Source organism: Ruegeria sp. CDSA020 (assembly GCF_059612345.1).
In genome coordinates this window covers 125,970-144,374 of record NZ_JBXWQK010000004.1, presented here as the reverse complement: position 1 = coordinate 144,374, position 18,405 = coordinate 125,970, and the positions used below count along the sequence as shown (strand labels likewise).

14 protein-coding genes are annotated in these 18,405 nt (G+C 57.2%); 4 read left to right on the top strand and 10 right to left on the bottom strand.

Annotation, left to right across the window (positions count from 1 at the left end; translation table 11 throughout):
• Positions 1-96: 96 nt before the first annotated feature.
• The 4 genes from AC2FJW_RS08215 (at position 97) to AC2FJW_RS08200 (ending at position 6,729) form a co-directional block, all read left to right on the top strand.
• Positions 97-1,575: a Y-family DNA polymerase gene (locus AC2FJW_RS08215; protein WP_496697041.1), complete on the top strand. Its 1,479-nt coding sequence runs from the start codon at positions 97-99 to the stop codon at positions 1,573-1,575.
• Positions 1,572-4,946: an error-prone DNA polymerase gene (locus AC2FJW_RS08210; protein ID WP_496749794.1), complete on the top strand. Its 3,375-nt coding sequence runs from the start codon at positions 1,572-1,574 to the stop codon at positions 4,944-4,946. The genes AC2FJW_RS08215 and AC2FJW_RS08210 overlap by 4 nt, the downstream gene beginning before the upstream one ends.
• 155 nt (positions 4,947-5,101) lie before the next feature.
• A complete protein-coding gene (locus AC2FJW_RS08205; RefSeq protein ID WP_496705131.1) occupies positions 5,102-6,073 on the top strand; it encodes an ATP-grasp domain-containing protein in 972 nt (323 codons plus the stop codon).
• Entirely contained in the window at positions 6,073-6,729 is a 657-nt protein-coding gene (locus AC2FJW_RS08200; protein ID WP_496749792.1) for an HAD family hydrolase, read from the top strand. The genes AC2FJW_RS08205 and AC2FJW_RS08200 overlap by 1 nt, the downstream gene beginning before the upstream one ends.
• Here AC2FJW_RS08200 and AC2FJW_RS08195 read toward each other — a convergent pair.
• The 10 genes from AC2FJW_RS08195 to AC2FJW_RS08150 all read right to left on the bottom strand — a co-directional run bounded on the left by AC2FJW_RS08195 (position 6,704) and on the right by AC2FJW_RS08150 (position 18,358).
• A complete protein-coding gene (locus AC2FJW_RS08195) occupies positions 6,704-7,822 on the bottom strand; it encodes a glycosyltransferase family 4 protein (RefSeq protein ID WP_496749790.1) in 1,119 nt (372 codons plus the stop codon). The two genes, AC2FJW_RS08200 and AC2FJW_RS08195, sit on opposite strands and share 26 nt — an antisense overlap.
• Before the next feature lie 3 nt (positions 7,823-7,825).
• Positions 7,826-8,845: a glycosyltransferase family 2 protein gene (locus tag AC2FJW_RS08190; RefSeq protein ID WP_496749789.1), complete on the bottom strand. Its 1,020-nt coding sequence runs from the start codon at positions 8,843-8,845 to the stop codon at positions 7,826-7,828.
• Complete coding sequence (locus AC2FJW_RS08185; RefSeq protein ID WP_496749788.1) at positions 8,806-9,753, bottom strand: NAD-dependent epimerase/dehydratase family protein; 948 nt, start codon at positions 9,751-9,753, stop codon at positions 8,806-8,808. The genes AC2FJW_RS08190 and AC2FJW_RS08185 overlap by 40 nt, the downstream gene beginning before the upstream one ends.
• A 10-nt stretch (positions 9,754-9,763) precedes the next feature.
• Positions 9,764-11,008: a class I SAM-dependent methyltransferase gene (locus AC2FJW_RS08180; RefSeq protein WP_496749787.1), complete on the bottom strand. Its 1,245-nt coding sequence runs from the start codon at positions 11,006-11,008 to the stop codon at positions 9,764-9,766.
• Positions 11,008-12,210, bottom strand: a complete 1,203-nt coding sequence (locus AC2FJW_RS08175; RefSeq protein ID WP_142636227.1) for a DegT/DnrJ/EryC1/StrS family aminotransferase — start codon at positions 12,208-12,210, stop codon at positions 11,008-11,010. The genes AC2FJW_RS08180 and AC2FJW_RS08175 overlap by 1 nt, the downstream gene beginning before the upstream one ends.
• A 24-nt stretch (positions 12,211-12,234) precedes the next feature.
• Positions 12,235-13,368: a CDP-glucose 4,6-dehydratase gene (gene rfbG, locus AC2FJW_RS08170; RefSeq protein WP_496749786.1), complete on the bottom strand. Its 1,134-nt coding sequence runs from the start codon at positions 13,366-13,368 to the stop codon at positions 12,235-12,237.
• A gap of 8 nt (positions 13,369-13,376) precedes the next feature.
• Positions 13,377-14,186 (bottom strand): glucose-1-phosphate cytidylyltransferase, encoded by an 810-nt coding sequence (rfbF, locus tag AC2FJW_RS08165; RefSeq protein WP_142636222.1) that lies wholly within the window; start codon positions 14,184-14,186, stop codon positions 13,377-13,379.
• Positions 14,187-14,282: 96 nt separating this feature from the next.
• The gene (locus tag AC2FJW_RS08160; protein WP_496749785.1) at positions 14,283-15,917 is read right to left on the bottom strand and encodes a glycosyltransferase family protein; all 1,635 of its coding nucleotides are present in this window, start codon (positions 15,915-15,917) and stop codon (positions 14,283-14,285) included.
• Position 15,918: 1 nt separating this feature from the next.
• Entirely contained in the window at positions 15,919-16,341 is a 423-nt protein-coding gene (locus tag AC2FJW_RS08155; RefSeq protein WP_496691638.1) for a GtrA family protein, read from the bottom strand.
• An 82-nt stretch (positions 16,342-16,423) separates the two neighbouring features.
• On the bottom strand, positions 16,424-18,358 hold the full coding sequence (locus AC2FJW_RS08150; RefSeq protein ID WP_185956665.1) for a polysaccharide biosynthesis protein: 1,935 nt from the start codon (positions 18,356-18,358) through the stop codon (positions 16,424-16,426).
• Positions 18,359-18,405 lie beyond the last annotated feature (47 nt).

Here is an 18,405-nt window from a genome sequence, read left to right as displayed (position 1 = left end):
CCGGTGGCACTATCTGCCGGCGTTTGATCCAAAAGACTCGACTCTGTAAAAGCGGAAGCATAAAAAGAACAAATCAAGAACATATTGGTATCTGGCATGTTCGATGGAATGCAGCGTCGCGTCGTTTCATTGTGGTTTCCTCGGTTGGCAAGCGACCGGGTTCTGCGTCGACGCCTGGTGAATGGGCCCTTTGTCCTGACGCTCAAACAACAGAATGCCAATCGTATTTATTGTCTGAACGCTCAGGCTGCAGAACAGGGGCTGCATCAGGGCATGTCCTATGCGGATGCGCGCGCCTTTTGCCCCGCTTTGCAAAGCTGCACAGCCGATCCTCAGGCCGATATGCGTTTCCTGCACATCCTGCGTCGCTGGGCAACGCGCTATTGCCCCTGGGTGGGGATGGAAGGCGAGGATGGGCTGGTGCTTGACGTCACCGGGTCAGCCCATCTCTTTGGCGGCGAAGAGGCGATGTTGGCTGATATGCGCGGACGGTTTGCGCGCGCAGGGCTCTGGGTGCAGATCGGGTTGGGGGATACGCGCGGTGCGGCTTGGGCGCTTGCCCGTTATAACGAGGGGGTCGCAGCCTCTGGCAATATGCTGACGGCCCTAAAGTCGCTGCCGGTGGCGGCCTTGCGTCTGGATGAGAAGACCTCGGTCGCCTTACAGCGCATGGGCCTGCGCAAAATTGGTACATTGGCGGCAGCACCGCGCGCACCGCTGACACGGCGTTTTGGTCCCGGTCTGCTGCTCAGGCTGGATCAGGCTCTGGGCGCGCAACCCGAAGCAATCACGCCGCTGTCCGATCCCCCCCATTACGCGGTGCGCATGACCCTGCCGGACCCCATCGGATTACTGTCGGACGTGATGGCTGGTACCGAACGGCTGTTGGCCCAGCTCTGCGCCAAGCTGAAGGCGCAAGAGATGGGCGCCCGGAAACTTTGCATGACATTGCGTCGGGTGGACCAGGACTGCCAGCTGGTTGAACTGCGTCTGGCCCGACCTCTGCGCGATCCTCAGCGTATCCTGTCTTTGTTCGAACGCGGTTTGGGGGAAATAGATGCTGGCTTTGGCATTGATCAAATGCGGTTGGAGGCCACCGGGGTTGAAGCGCTGCCAGTACAACAAATCAGCCATGTGTCGGACCACAGCAAGAGCCGGCTGGATGACCTGATCACCCGGCTGGGCACCCGGGTCGGGCTTGAAAACATTCAGCGTTTCCTACCTGCGGACAGCCATATTCCCGAACACAGTTTCATCATCGCGGCCGCCGCCTATTCCAACCCCTCCAGCGGCTGGAGCATCCTGAACCCACGCCCGCTCTACCTGTTTCCACCCGAACCAATTGCGGCAACCGGCCCGCATCCGCCCGCGCGGTTCCGCTGGAGACGTATGTCCCTGACAACCGGCCATGCCACGGGCCCCGAACGCATCGCGCCCGAGTGGTGGCATCAGGATGAAAGCTGGCGCTCTGGCCTGCGGGATTACTGGCGAGTGGAAACCACGCAGGGGCGCAGGCTCTGGCTGTTTTACACGCCGCAGAATCCGGGCTGGTTTGTACAGGGAGAGTTCGCATGATCACAGCAAACCGCCCGATAGACGCCCTGCACCGCCATATGCCAAAGCCCCATGCACAGGGGCTGGGTTATGCCGAACTCTGTGTCACCACGAATTTCACCTTTCTGACCGGGGCCTCCCACCCCGAAGAGCTTGTCCTGCGCGCCGCCGAGCTGGGATTGTCGGCAATAGCTATCACGGATCACAATTCGTTGGCAGGGGTTGTGCGCGCATGGTCGGCACTGCGAGAGCTTAAACGACAGACCAAACAGCCCCTTCAAATCAGATCCGAACATCGTGTTGATGCCTCTTCCCGGCAGGAGGTTGGCCACAGGCAGGCGCTTCCGAAACCGGACTGTACTGTTCTGCCTAAACTGATTACTGGCTGCCGGCTGCTGCTGCGCGACAGTGCGGTAGATTGGGTGGCGTTGCCCTGTGATCTGGCAGCCTACAAACGCTTGGCCCGCCTGCTGACTCTGGGCAAACGGCGTACAGATAAGGGCGATTGCGAGCTCTATACGCAAGACATGCTGACGGCCTGCAAGGGCATGATCCTGATCGCCCTGCCCCAGACCACCCTGTCAGAGGTCGCATCGGATATTCAAACCGTGCGGCGACGATTTCCCAATCATGTTTTTCTGGGCGCAGTGCCACGCTATGACGGCAGCGATCAGGCCTATCTGGCCGAATGCGCCCAACTGGCGCAGAAAAGCTGCGCCCCCATGGTGGCGGTCGGGGATGTTCTGATGCACCGCGCCCACCGCAAGCAACTGGCCGATATCCTGACCTGCATGCGTGAAAACATCACGATTGATCAGATCGGCACCCGCGCATTCCCCAATGCCGAACGCCGCCTCAAATCCGGCCAGGATCTGGTCCGGCTGTTCCGCCATCACCCCAGCGCCTTGCGGCGCACGATGGAGATTGCCGACAGGTGCAGCTTTGATCTGGCGGAGCTTTCGTATGAATACCCCGATGAGATTGCAAGCGGGGAACATCCGCAAACGCGTCTGGAACGTCTGGCACACGAAGGGTTGCAGCGCCGGTACCCCGAAGGGCCGCCCGACACGGTGGTCGGGCTGATGCGCAAGGAACTGGCGGTGGTCGCGGATCTGCAGTTTCCCGCTTATTTCCTGACTGTACATGACATCGTACAATATGCCCGGTCGCAGGGCATTCTGTGTCAGGGGCGCGGGTCCGCGGCCAATTCGGTGCTCTGTTACCTCTTGGGCATCACGGATGTCAGCCCCGACCAGATCGCCATGGTCTTTGAGCGATTCGTGTCCAGATACCGGGGCGAGCCGCCGGATATTGATGTCGATTTCGAGCATGAGCGGCGTGAGGAGGTGATCCAGTGGATTTACGAGAAATATGGCCGCGAACGTGCTGGTCTTTGCGCAACTGTCATCCATTTCCGCACCCGTGCAGCCATTCGCGAGGTGGGCAAGGTCATGGGGCTGTCGCAGGATGTGACCGCTGGGCTGTCGAGCCAGATCTGGGGCATGAGCAATGGCGGCGTTGATCTAGACCGTATTCGCGAGCTGGGGCTGGACCTCAGCGACCGGCGCCTCATGCAAACCATTCATCTGATTGGCGAAATCATCGGATTTCCCCGCCATCTGTCCCAGCATGTTGGTGGTTTTGTGATCACCAAAGGACGCCTGGACGAGCTTTGCCCGATTGAAAATGCCGCAATGGAAAACCGCACCGTCATCTGCTGGGACAAAGATGATATTGATGCTCTGAACATCCTGAAAGTCGATGTGCTGGGGCTTGGTATGCTCAGTTGTCTGCGCAAATCCTTTGGCCTGCTGCAACAGCATGAAGGCCAGACCCTGAGCATCGCCAAGGTGCCTCAGGACGACACCGCCACATATGACATGCTCTGCCGGGCGGATGCGATCGGCGTCTTTCAGGTCGAAAGTCGGGCGCAGATGAATTTCCTGCCCCGGATGCGCCCCCGCGAGCTTTATGACCTGATAATCGAAGTTGCCATTGTGCGCCCTGGCCCCATTCAAGGGGATATGGTGAAGCCCTATATCCGGCGACGCAATGGGCTGGAAAACCCCGAACCCTTTGGCCCGAAACTGGAACAGGTGACAGCGCGCACATTGGGCGTCCCCCTGTTTCAGGAACAGGCCATGCAGATTGCCGTGGTCGGGGCCGGATTCACGGCGGAAGAGGCCGACCATCTGCGCCGCTCATTGGCCACGTTCCGGCGAATGGGCACAATCGGCACATTCCGGGATAAATTCATCAATGGGATGCTGGGCAACGGCTATGACATCAAAGTAGCTGAGCAGTGTTTTTCCCAGATCGAAGGCTTTGCCGATTACGGGTTCCCGGAAAGCCATGCGGCGGCCTTTGCCATGCTTGCCTATGTCTCGGCCTGGCTGAAACGCCATCACCCGGCGATCTTTGCCTGCGCGCTTTTGAACTCTCAACCCATGGGGTTTTACGCGCCCGCTCAGATCGTGCGCGACGCCCGCGAGCATGGGGTCGAAATCCGCCCTATCTGCGTCAATCATTCCGAGTGGGACAATATACTGGAACGCCGCCCCGATGGCGCGCTGGCGCTGCGGCTGGGATTCCGCCAGATCAAGGGGTTCAGGGAAGAAGACGCCGGCTGGATTGAGGCCGCCCGCGGCAATGGATATCAGGATCCAGAGGCGCTGTGGCTGCGTGCGGGGCTGCGGCCTGATGTACTGACGCGCTTGGCCGAGGCAGACGCTTTTTCCGATATGGGGCTGACCCGGCGCGATGCACTCTGGCAGGTCAAAGCCATTCAAAGCCCCAAACCTCTGCCCTTGTTCAATGATCCGATTGACGGGGAAACGGTTCACGAACCCCCGGTCAACCTGCCCGCCATGCAGCTGGGCGAAGAGGTGGTCGAGGATTATGTTGCCACCCGCCTGACCCTGCGGGCCCACCCGATGGAACTGCTGCGCCCCTCTCTGCCAGGGCTGACCACACATGTCGCCTTGCTAGAGGTGCCCCTGGGGCGGCACAGCGTTTGTGGTCTGGTTATCACCCGTCAGCGGCCGGGCACGGCGTCGGGCATAATTTTCCTGACGCTAGAGGATGAAACCGGGGTCAGCAATGTGGTGGTCTGGCCCAAGGTTTATGAGCGTTTCCGCCGGGCCGTGATGGGCGGGCGCCTGCTGCGGATCACAGGGTATCTGCAACGTGAAGGGATTATCGTGCACCTGATCGCCCAGGACGTTCAGGACATGTCACATAAGCTTTCCGAATTGGGGCACCCGCAACCAGAGGTCCTAAGCACCGAAGGGTCCCGCACTGATGATACACCGAAGAAATCCCGCTATCCTGCCAGGGCAATGCACCCACGGGATCAGGCAAAGCGGCTGTTTCCAAGCCGGGATTTTCATTGAACCGCACTGCTGCATATCTCTGGCAGGGTCCGCACTGTCGGATTGCCGCAACTCAAAACAATATTGAGGCAAACTCACCCCTACCCCGTTCACAGGGCAAGACACCCTGTGCTAGGTTAAGCACGTATAATTGTTTATGAATTGGTGAGTTTCCGATGGCGCGAAAATGTCTGGCAATCCTGATTACGTCGGCGGGTCGCCGTGTTGGCCTGCTGCAATGCTTCAGGGCGGCTGCGGATCGTCTGGATATAGATCTGACCATCATCGCCTGCGACCTGAACCCAGATGAAAGCGCGGCTTGCGCGCTTGCCGATCACGCCGCCGCCGTGCCGCGATGTGACAGCCCCGACTATGCAACCTCGATCCTCGAGATTGTGCGTCAACACGGAGTCAGCTTGGTGATCCCCACAATCGACCCGGAACTGATGCCCCTGGCACAGGCCGCGCCCGCCTTTGCCAATCTGGGCGCGCGAGTCCATGTCTCGCCAGTGAACGTGATCGAGGTTGTCCGGGACAAGCGCCTGACAATCCAGAAACTGTCCGAAGCCGGGGTTCCAGTTCCGCGCACATTGGATCATCAGGAATTGCTAGAGCGGCCACAAGACATCAGTTGGCCCATCTTTGCAAAGCCAAGTGGCGGCAGTGCAAGCCGGGGGCTGGATGTATTCGAAACCCTCGCTGATGTCCCCTCTGAATTCCCCGAACCGATGATCTTTCAGGACAAGCTGAACGGACCGGAATACACAATCAACATGTTTGTAGATGCCTCGGGTCAGCTCTGCACGGTGATCCCGCATCTGCGCATTCAAATTCGCGCCGGTGAGGTTGAAAAGGGTGAAACCAGGCGACGCAATGATCTGCAAACCATCGCCGAAGGCATTGCACAGGCCCTGCCCGATCTGCGCGGTGTCGCCTGTTTTCAGATCATCGATGACCCAGAACATGGCCCCGCAGTGCTTGAGATCAATGCGCGTTTCGGGGGTGGCTACCCTCTGGCCGATCATGCGGGCGCACAGTTCGCACAATGGCTTTTGGAAGAGGTCGCCGAATTACCGTCAACCGCTCATAACAACTGGCGCGATGGTGTGAAAATGATGCGATATGACAGTGCGGTGTATCAGGGCTGATGCTGGTATTTGATCTGGACGACACCCTGTATCTGGAGCGAGGTTTTGCCTTTAGCGGCTATAACTGGCTGAACGGTTGGGTCCACGAAAAAACCGGCGTTGAAGGGTTCGGACAACAGTGTCAGGCCGCGTACAATGCGGGGGAAAGACGACGCATATTCAATGTGGCTTGCGCGCAGACCGGCCTTGATGCGACCGATGCTTTCATACAGGACCTGATCACCAAATACCGGTCACACCCGCCCCTCATTTCGCTGTGCGAAGACGCCGAGCGGTTTTTGACAAACGCAGATCAGCCAATGGGGTTGATCACCGACGGGCCCGAAAAGATGCAGCGCAACAAGATCGCCGCGCTGGATCTGGACCGCTTTATTGCGCATATACGCCCGACCGGCGCCTGGCCGGATGGCTACGGGAAACCGCATCCCCGCGCCTATGAAGAGATGGAATTGGCCGCGCAAAACCCGCGCAGAATGGTCTATGTAGCAGACAATCCGGCCAAGGACTTTATCACCCCGAATGCCCGAGGCTGGCGGACGGTTCAAATCCTCCGACCCGGAGCTGTGCATGATCCGATTCCACCCAGTTCTAAGCATGCCGCATATGCCACGGTCACCAGCTTAGGCCAGCTTACAGAAGTTCTGTCAGACCTTTAGCCGTGCCGGCTTTGGCAGCAACTCCGATTTGCACATTGGCAATCAAAGAATCCCAGTCCGACAGGACGTGCTGCGGTTCCAGCCATTCCCTGTTATGGCGTGCATTCTGACGCATTTTATGCAGTAAGGCATCATCCTTTGACAGGCTGACAATCGCCTTAGTCAGACCGGCAACATCCTCGGCCGGAACAAGCAATCCGTTTTCCCTGTCGCGGATCAATTCCCGTGGTCCATAGGCGCAATCGAACGATATGACCGGCAGACCTGTGACCGTGGCCTCGGCAACTACATTCGGGAACCCTTCAAAGCGAGACGGGAATACAAGAATATCCGCGTCTTGCATCCAGTCTCCAGGTTTTAGGCTGGCGCCAGGCAATGATACGACATCCGATAAATTCGCAGCAGAGATCTGCTGTTCCAACGCGTCGCGCTCTGGGCCCTCGCCAAAGATCGTCAACCGGATGTCTGGGTTGTCGCGCAGCACTTCGGGCATTGCCCGCAGCAGCATATCGAACCCCTTTTGACGATCCAAACGCCCGACAGCCACAAGCCGGGTCTGTCCGGACCCGATGTGAATCCCCCCCAGCGGAGCACATGGATTGGGGATTACACTGGCCTTTGGGATCAGGTCCGCAGGCAAATCCAAACGCGCACGTTCGGTCTGCATGACAATTCCGGACGCCCCCCGCGCAAGCCTGTTCACCGCTTTCAGCCACATGGGATTTCCGCTTTGAACCAGTGGATTGTTCCGCTCAGAGATCACGACAGGCACCCCGGTTCCACGCGCGGCCAACATGGTCAGCACATTCACCTTGGTCAGAAACGAGATGATCAGATCAGGACGCACAGCCCGGATGACCTTGCGAATATGCAAGTAGCGCCGTGCCTGCGTCAGTCGCCGCGAAATCTTTAGCGGCTGAATCATGTGCAATTGCGCGCACTCAGGATAGGCGAAGTAGGAACCAGAATCCTCTGTCGCCATCCCGGCGACGTGAACCTCATCCCCGGCCGAGATCCGATGCGCGGCGATCATTGCGGCGATCTTTTCCGCACCGCCCGCTCCGAACCCAGCTTGCACCAATAACAGTTTCATTTTTCACTCAGCGGCGCTTTTTACACGATCAGCTTGCTGTACCAGATCCAGAGTTTCCGGACGGTTCAACTCTTGTTCGACAATGGGCCGGTTCAGGTCTTTGGACTGAAGGAAAATCCGCCCAATATATTCGCCCATTATTCCCAGGAACATCGCATTCAAGGTCATCGACAGCAGCAACAGGATGGTGGTCGTGGCAAAACCGCCCGGCCAGTTCTGGCCAAAGAACAGCTTGCCAATCACATATCCGATCATCAGCAAAAACGTCCCTGTGCCAACCGTCAGACTGATCATCGAGGCAAGGCGCAAGGGCAGAAGCGAGTGGTTGATCAACCCGTCGACAGCAAGCGACAGCATGGCCCGAAACGGAAATTTCGACTCGCCAGCGGTGCGCGCATTGCGATCATATTCAAAGCCGATCTGGCAGAAACCCATCCCACTGATTAACCCGCGAACATAAGGAGAGCGATCATCGACCCGGCGCAGCTCGTCCAGAATACGCCGGTCAGTCAGCCGAAACTCGCCCGCATTTCTCGGCAAATCATCATTGCTGATCATGTCGATCAACGCATAAAAGCCGCGCCGCGCGGCAGCGACGATGGGGCCGTCCGGCAGGCTACGGCGAATGCCGTAAACCACGTGATATCCCTGCCGCCAGGTATCCAGCATCTGCGGGATCAGCTCGGGCGGGTCTTGCATGTCGCAATCCAGTTGGATCGAACAGGCCCCGTTTGCGGATCGATAGGCCGTCAGAACTGATGACTGATATCCCATATTGCGGGCAAACCGGATAACCCGGACACGGGGATCAGCAGCAGCAATATCCGACAGGATTTCAAATGTACGATCCGTGGAATGGTTGTCAGTGAAAATGATCTCGGGCTCATAAGAGGGCAGATCGTCAAACACCTTGGTCACACGTTCATAGGCCGTGCGAACGTTATCTTCTTCGTTCAAAGCGGGGATCAGGATTGAAACCAAAGTCACGCGTTCATCTCCGCTTGTTGTGACTGTTTTGTCCATTGAACCGTCCTTTCAAGGCCTTCACGCAAAGCGATTTTTGCCGACCAGCCATAACGTTCCGCCATCTGTGAAGGATCCGAAACCAACAATATCGGGTCATCCTTCGGCGGCGCAGAGGAAACCAAATCCAGAGCTGCTCCGGTCAACACCTGCAACTCTCCTGCGACCGCGGCCATATCCGGAGCATCGCCAGTGACAACATTAATGACCGACCCCGCCTTGTCCGGCGCGTCAGCAACCAAAAGCAGCGCTTCGACTATGTCGTCAATATGTATCAGATCACGCCGATCATGTGGACGATGAAGGAAAACCGGGGCTTTCCGCAACAGGCGGCCAATGGCATGGGGTATGAAGAAATCTTCTGACTGTCCGGGACCATAGGTCAGCGCCAACCGAGCCGTAACAGCCTTGAACGGCAGCCGGGGCTGAGCCATTTCAATATATTGCGTTCCGGCCACCAGAGACGCACCATAGGAACTTCGCGGGTTCTCTCGCGAAGTTTCGACATAGGGCAGCTCGATATCGCCATATTCCGCAATGGATCCGGTGCGCACAAACGCATTGGGTGGCTGATCACAGATGGCCAAAGCCGACAGGATCGCAACCAGCGTCGAGAGATTTTGCAAAATACTGGCATTCAGATCTGCCAGGTCATCAGTCTCGGCAAATTTTGTCTGCGCAGCGGTATGCAGAACTACCTCGGGTCGGAACGCATTCGCGACGCGTTTGATCGCGGCAACATCCGAATACCCATCGGTGAAAAAGCGGATTCCCGAAGCACCTTGCAAACGGTCCAGAGAGGAACCCGGCCGCGTAAGCACAGCGACCTCATCGCCCCGGGCCAAACAGGCCCGAGCCAGATGAGAGCCGATGAATCCGCTGGCTCCGGTGATCAGTACGCGCGTCATTGTTTTCCCTTCAGGGAATAACTACTGGCATTGGCAAAGGCACGATGAACTTGCCGCCAGCGGCTTCGAAATCAGCCATCTGCTCGCGGATTTCGTCAAAGAAATTCCAGGCCAAAACCAGCAGGTAATCAGGTCTGCGTTCCATGACCGCTTCGGGGGCCAATACAGGAATAAGCTTGCCCGGCGAATACAGGCCCTGTTTCAACGTGTTCCGATCAACCAGAAAATCCAGCGTTTCCGTGCCGATATCAAAATAGTTCAGCAACGTGTTGCCCTTGGCGGGCGCGCCGTAGCCAGCGATCGTTTTACCCGATGCCTTGAGGTCGGCCAGCATGGAAACAAGGCTGTCCTGCATCACGTGAACACGCTCGGCAAAAGCTTCGTAAGCCTCTTTGCTGGTCATGCCCGCGGCGTCTTCGTCGGCCAGCATTTCGGCGACGATCGGCGCTGGGGCTTTGTTCAACGCGGCAGGCTGCATGAACACGCGCATCGATCCACCATGAACCGGCAGCTTGGTGACATCCACCACATCCAGCCCGACGGACTGGCCCAGTTTGACGACGGACAGAAGGCTCAGTTCAGAAACATGTTCGTGATAGACATTGTCGAACTCGTTGGTCTCGAGGATCATCTTGCCCCAAGGCACTTCGATGATGAAGACGCCGTCGTCGGTCAACAGGTCCAGAACACCTTCGGTAAAGCCGTGCAGATCGTCTATATGGTTGAAGGTATTGGTCGTCGTGATGACGCTGGCCGGCCCTTCGGTTTCACGAATCTGCTGCGCGGTGGCGCGGTTGAAAAAGTCCACATGGACCCGAACGCCCCGTTCGCCGGCAATCTTGGCAAGGTTGGCCGCCGGGTCGATGCCCAATGTGCGCCCGCCCTGATCGTTGGCATGGGACAGCATCAGCCCGTCATTACAACCGATATCAATGATCAGCCCACCTTGCGCACGCTCTACCGCGACCGAGGCGAGTTCGGCGAAATGCGTGTGCATAGTTGCTGCACCGGACGGAACATAAAGATAGTCCGTAAAGAAATCAGCAGGCACCTGATCTGCAACCTGGATCAAGCCACAATCCAGACAGGCCTGAGTATTCAGCGGGAAAGCCGGTTGCGGAACATCCTTTTGCTCGGGCCGTGCGAACATATTGGCGGGCGGGTGATCGCCCATCGGCAGCACAAGCATAAGGTTGGTAGACCGGCAGGTCCGGCAGGTCGTGCGAACAGACGTATTGATGCTTTGATCGTTCATCAGACCAGTGCTCCTTGGAATTTCAATGCAAATTCTTCAAATTTTGCATGCATATAATCGATTTGCGCTTGTATCAGACCATGGTGACAAGCCAGCAGGATACCCCCGCGCATAACCGCATCGGAATTGGGATAGCCCGCGGGATCTGCACGGTATTCTACTTGCTTCATGGCAGGCTGACGCAGAATGTTTCCGGTAAAGACGGGCCGAGTTTGAATGTCTGAAGTCTCAAGGAATATCTGCATCTCGCGCCGCGTGAATGGGGCACCTTCGCGCAATGTCAGCGGGAAGGCCAGCCACCCGGTGCGCGAATTCGGCAGTTGTTCAGGCAGGATGAACCAGTCTTCATAGCGGGCAAAAAAGGCGCGATGAGCAGCGAAGGCTTCTTCGCGCACGCGGATGTTGTTGTCCAGTTTGCTCAGCTGCACCAACCCGAATGCCGCGCTGATTTCCGAAGGTTCAACGTTATAGCCAAGATCCTCGAACAGAAATTTGGCATCATACTCGATCCCGTCCAGTTTGACGTTGAACCGGTTCTCGATGGCCTCGGATTCCACAAACAGCGAGGACGACCGCCCCCAGGACCTCAGCAAAAGCGCCTTGCGGCCAAGCTCTTCGTCATTCACGCACAACATGCCGCCATTCCCGGCGCCATTGATGACGTGGCTGCCGTAAAAGCTGGTGGTAGAGACGTCGGAATAGACGCCCGTGCTTGTACCGTCGATGGTTGCGCCCAGCGTGTCAGCGCTGTCTTCAATTACCTTCAGACCATGCGCATCGGCCAGCTCGCGGATACGGCGCCAATCTGGCAGGTTTCCGATCAGTGACGGGATCATGACGGCAGATGTATTTGGCGTAATCATGCGTTCGATCGCGTCTACGTCGATATTATAGGTCCCGACCGCGGCATCCACAAAGGTCGGGATCAGGCCCTGACGGACAAGCGGAGCAACCGTCGTGGCAAAAGTCAGGGCCGGAGTGATAACTTCGCTGCCCTTTGGCAAGTCCAGAATCTCGACCGCGAGATAGTTCGCCGATGACCCCGAGTTCACCATGATGCCGTGGCGTTTGGAAAACAAAGCAGCCACTTTTTCCTGCATCTCGCGCACTTTGGGGCCCATCTGGGTGGACGTTTTCAGAACTTCGACAACCGCGTCGATCTCTTCCTGGCCATGCACGGTTTGACCGTAATTCACTCGCATTATTCTTTTCTCCTCAATAACCCGCTATTGCGCGGCGACCGGAGCCCGGTCGAAATCCCGTGAAGACATCAGGTCACTGTAGAACCCGATCTGATTGTTTGTGATCCCACCCATCTCCGCACCGGCGGCATGGGCCTTGTACCAGTCTACTGTCAGGCGAACGGCTTCGGGCAATGTCAGTTGCGGACGCCAACCCAATCCCGTTTGCGCCTTAGTGCTGTCCAGTCGAAGAATACCTGCCTCATGCGGCGCGGCAGATGTCTGTTCAGCAGACGCCATCGAAAACTGTGGAACTCCGTCGCCCCAGGCATCCTGCATCAAGGTTGCCAACTGCCGGACATCCACCGTCCCCGACACATCAGGGCCAAAATTCCAGGCGCCAGCAAAGCTTTGCCCATCCCGATACATTCGCGCGGCCAAGGCCAGATAGCCCGACAGCGGTTCAAGAACATGCTGCCAGGGGCGCACGCTGAGCGGGTTGCGGATAACCACCGGTTCGCCCGCCTCGGATGAGCGGATCACGTCGGGGATAAGCCGATCTTCGCCCCAGTCGCCCCCTCCGAACACATTCCCGGCCCGGACTGTTGCCAGTTGCGGCCCATCCGCTGATGAAAAGAAGGAATGACCATAAGATTGCGCCACAAGCTCGGTACAGCCTTTCGAGGCGCTATACGGGTCCCTGCCGCCCATCGGATCGTTTTCGCGATAACCCCAGGTCCATTCCTTGTTGTCGTAACATTTGTCACTGGTGACAACGACCACCGCCTTCAACGAGCGCATCCCCAAAGCGGCATCCAGAACATGGGCGGTTCCAGATACATTGGTCGCAAAGGTTTCGGCAGGATCCCTATAGGACCGGCGCACCAAAGGCTGTGCAGCCATGTGGAACACGATTTCAGCGTCCACCCCTGACAGTGTATCCAGCACCGACTGACGATTGCGGATATCCGCGATCCGGCTGTCGGTCAGCCCGTCAACACCGCAGGCGTCAAAGAAGCTGTGCCCCTTTTCGGCCGGCAGTGACAGGCCTGTCACCTCTGCCCCCAGACGCCTCAGCCATGCACAAATCCACCCGCCCTTGAATCCGGTATGCCCGGTCACAAGAACACGGCGGCCGGCAAAAACGCCATCAAACTGAGAATTGACCTGCCCGCTCACGGTTCACCTCATATCGCCAGAGCTGGGTAGCTCTTGCCCGAACCTTCGTTGAAATTAAGCCAGGGCGGCGTTTCACCTTCGCACAGACCGTCCAGGGTATTCCTGTCGCGCAGGGTATCCATCGGGTGCCAAAACCCATCATGGCGATAGGCCATCAACTCTCCGTCGCGGGCCATCTGGGTCAGCGGGGTCTGTTCCAGCGGCTCATTGTCATCAACCATATAGTCCAAGACGCCCGGCTCGAAGACGAAGAAGCCGCCATTGATCCAGGTTTCGCGATTGCGGACCTTTTCTGTGAAGGCGTCAACCCTGTCGCCCTTGAGCTCGATGTTACCAAACCGCGCCGGGGGCTGAACCGCAGTTACGGTCGCCAGCTTGCCGTGTGATTTGTGGAAATCAATCAGTGCATTGATGTCGATATTTCCCACGCCGTCCGAATAGGTGCACATGAACGGCTCATCAGGAGTCAGCCAATCCTTGAGCCGACGGATACGACCACTGGTCATGGTATGCGCACCGGTGTCGACCACTGACACATTCCACCCGCCCGGAGCAGAAGGGACCAGTTGCAATTCCCCAGTGTCCAACGATACCGATATATTGTTGGCGATCAGGTGATAATTGGCAAAGAACTGCTTCAGCAGCAATGCTTTGTACCCGGCAGCCACAACAAAATCACGATGCCCGAAATGGCTGTAGATATCCATCACGCGTGCGATGATCGGACGCCCGCCCACTTCAACCATGGGCTTGGGAATGGAAACCGTTTCTTCGGCCAGACGCGAGCCTAGTCCACCAGCCAGAAGTACCGTTTTCATTGTCTATCCTTCCTTTATTCGATCAATAGAATTGATGGTCATGTGAATGGGCCCGCCCAGGAAAAATATAGGCAGGTTGAGTCGCGCAGGCACTGGTCATTGTTCAGCCCCTGCAGCTTTCAAGTATACCACACCTTGGCCGTAGCGGTTGTTCAGACCTGATAATTCGACTGGGCGGTAGTTGTTTGCCCGCGCATAGCTCAACAATGGGGCTTCCAGAACGGAATCGTATCCAAGCAGGAAAGCCGAAGGCGGGTTATCTGCAAACAGAGCCGGTAAGTCTTCGGCGCCTGCCATCACGTATTTGCCGGCAAGTTCCGGATCCGTGAAGGGTGCAATTCGGTAAGCGAATGGCCCCGTTGCAAATTCTGGATAAACGCTCAAGCCCGCCTCAAGCGGATAGATCGGCAGCAAAGTCGCGACCGGACCATCAGGCAGTGCACTGCCTGCCACCGCATCCCGCAGGACAGCGCCGGAACCAGCAAGACGGGCCGAGGTGAACTTCGAAGGCTCTGTCAGCGAGACCAGGCCCATCCCGATACGCGGGAGTCCCAGGATGACCATCAAGACAATACCTGCCGCAAGCACAGGCACTGCCTCGTGCCGCCGTGGCGGGTCAAGCCGACGGAACAGAACCGCGAGCAGCAGAGGCAGACAGACCAGAGGCTGGATATAATATTGCGGAAAACCGGGCGTTGGGACAAAAGCCATCGAGGCAGTCAAGATAATGATCGCCAGAACAACACCACCATGCCGCAGTTGCGAGGGCTGCATTTCGTCGACACGCGCACCACCACGCAGGATAATCCAAAGCACGGACAGAATGGCCATAACCATCACCAGGCCCACTCCGGCCACCCATGCCGAATGGGCCAGCATCAACTTGCCCGACAATCCCAGGGCCAGCCCCGGTTCTGTTGCGGCGTTGGCCTCCCAATAGGCGACATGTGGTCCGGTGTGAAACCCCAAGACATGCGCCAGAAAGACGCCCGGATCAGCGAGCAGGAAGGCAAACAGGGGCAAGGCCCCGATCAACCCTCCGATCAGCAGCGGCAGAACCACGGCTTTCAGTCGTCGTGCCATCGAAACATCCGCAGGCAACAAGAATGCGGCAAGAGCAATCGGCGGAATAAACAGTACCGCACTGACCTTCATCCCCGCCGCAATAGACAATGCGACGCCCGATAGGACCAGCGTCAAAAATCGTGGCGCGGGCTTTGACGTCTCGATCAAAAACAGGCCAAGCCCGATGACCGCAAATGGCAATGGCAACAGATTGTTGGTTGCGGCCATACCGGCGCCGGTCAGAAACAGCTCGCATGTCACGATGCCGATAACTGAAAAGACGGCGAGAACCGGCGATCCCGACAAGCGCAGCGTTACCCAGCCAGTCGCAGCGATCAATCCAAGCCAGGCCAGAAATAGGCCGATCCGAGCGGACCCCAACAGGCCGAACTCATCGAACAGAATGCCGGACCCAAGATAATACCACGCCGAATAAGGGACGTGATTGTAGAAGAAGTCCGAATAGAGCTCCCACTCTCCGAGCAAACGCGCCGGAGGGACGAACATCAGCTCATCCCGGCGCAGATCATAGGTCATCAGGCGGCCGAACAAACCGGCAATCAGCAACACAAGCCCCAGACCAGCGGTCACGATCCCAAGCATAGCACCCATGCGCGTACTTGACGGGGTGGTGCCCTTAAAGCTTGATATTCTCGCATCGCTCATCTCAGCCCCTCCGATCCAACGCCTGACCCCGGCCAAGCGCACGCGAAATCATGAGGTAAGACAATATGACAACCGGCCCCAATGCGACCGCCTGTGCCAGATAGGGATCAAGCCCAACCTGCATCAAACCGCGCAAAAGCAGCGCATTCACAAAATACAGCACGACATAAGACATCGCATATAGCGGGAAACGGCGGTATCCCTGCACGCCAAAGACAAACCGGGCGTGGATACAAAAATTCCAGATCACACCCAAAATAAACTGAAGCAGAAGCGCAAGCTGTGGATGCATGCCCGCAAAAATCAAAAGGGCAAACACGCTGTAGCCAAACGCCGTGTTGATCAGGCCGGCCCAGATAAACCGTACCACCTGCGCACGTTCCTCTGACGGCGCGAAAGCCGAGCGTATATTAAGCCTCGCCATCAAATGTTGGCCCTTTCGGCGGAAATATTAAACACAGAAACCAAATTCGGCAAAATAACCGACACTAGAAAACAATTCTTAATCAGCTGCCAGCGGGCAACAGTTCCGGGTTTTCTCCTTCAGACTGACTGACTGCATTTGCTGCGTTTGTGCCAGCGCTTTTGAAAATGGGCTTAGACGAGAATTCCGAGATCGGAACCGGACGCAGGCCATTTGCACCATACCCTGGCACCAACTCTTTCAGCAGGCGTTTGGCAGCCAGTTCGTCACCTTCTGCCGCAGCCTGTTCCAGTTTCCGGATCATGGCGCGCAGGCGGGCGACGGGAATGCCCTCGGGCCGTGCGGACCCGACGCCCGGAATGCCACATTCGTGGCGCTTCTCAGACGCATCAAACAATTCCTCGAACAGCTTTTCGCCTGGACGAATACCAATGAATTCGATGTCGATATCCTCATAAGGCTTTAGCCCGGCGAGGCGGATCATCCGTTCGGCCAAATCCACGATCTTGACCGGCCGACCCATATCCAGAACGAAAATCTCTCCGTGGCTGCTTTCCATTTTCAACCCGCTGGCGGCCGCAACCAGAGTCAATTGCACGGCCTCACGGATGGTCATGAAGTACCGTTCCATCCGGGGATCGGTCACGGTCAGCGGACCACCGTTCGAGATTTGACGTTGAAACAGCGGGATCAGTGAGCCCGACGACCCCAGAACATTGCCAAACCGTACCGAGAAGAACCGGGTTTCTTCCTCGGTTCCGTTGGTTACACGGTCCTGCGCCTGAACGTAGAACTCAGCAACGCGCTTGGTTGCACCCATCACATTGGTGGTGTTTACAGCCTTGTCCGTGGAAACCTGTACCATCGCGATGGCACCATAGTTCCGGGCCGCATCCGCGACGTTACGGGTTCCGATCACATTGGTCAAAACGCCCTCGCAGGGATTCATCTCAACCATCGGAACATGCTTCAGGGCGGCGGCATTGAACACCAACTCGGGGCGATGACGTTCAAAGATGTCATTCACACGCGACGCATTGCGAATGCTTGCGATATACATCCGCCGGGGAACATCTGGAAAGTTCTGCGACAAATCCATGTCGATGGAATAGGCGTTGAACTCGCAATGGTCGATCATCACCAGTTCCGCCGGATCGAAAGAGGCTATCTGACGTGCAAGTTCGCTACCGATCGAACCACCGGCACCGGTCACTAATACGCGGCGCCCACGGAACATCTCGCGCAACATCGAGCGTTCGACAGCTTTTTGTGGCCGCTCGAGAATTTCTTCCGGGTTGATAATACAACCGTTGGCCGCATCCTGGCCTTCTTCCCCAAGACCCGGCACGCGTGAGACAGCGATACCGTTGGATTCACACCAGCTGGTCAGCTTGCGGATGCCGTCACTTTCAAAATGCGTGATCGGTTCGGTCAGGAACAAGCGTCTGGGCAAATGATCCCAGGCTTTAAGCCGCTCGACCACGCGATCGGCATCCAGAAGAGATCCGATAATCTGAACATCGTGGAAATACAGCCCCATGGTATTGCGCGCATCGTCAATAATGCCCACCGGCTGATACTTGGAATGCGTATTCCGCAAAGACCTGACAAACAGATCACAACTTGCACCCGTGCCAACCAAAAGCACCGGAACCTTGTCCTGATGTTCGGCCATCAACCGCGCATTCTGGCGATTCAGCTCACGGCTACGGGCAACTACACGCAGGGCACTGAGCAGAAGGATCATCAAGCCAAGCTGAATAATGAAGGCCGCGAAGGGTACAGCCTTGGTCACTTCGAAAACTGCACTGGCAGCCATGAGGCACAGGACCAACATTGTCGATCCCCGCAGGATCAGACGAATGTCTCGCAATGACGTCGAGCGTGTGTGGCGCCGGTACATGCCCGCAAGCGGGAAAACCGCTAGTCCAATCAGGCTGGACAAGAGCATCAGCGGGAACATGGCTGGCGCCATCTGTTGCGCTACCGTTCCACCATTCGCAAGATTGATTGCCACTACGGCTGAGAAAGACGAAGCAACAATGTCTCCAAAGACTAATCGAT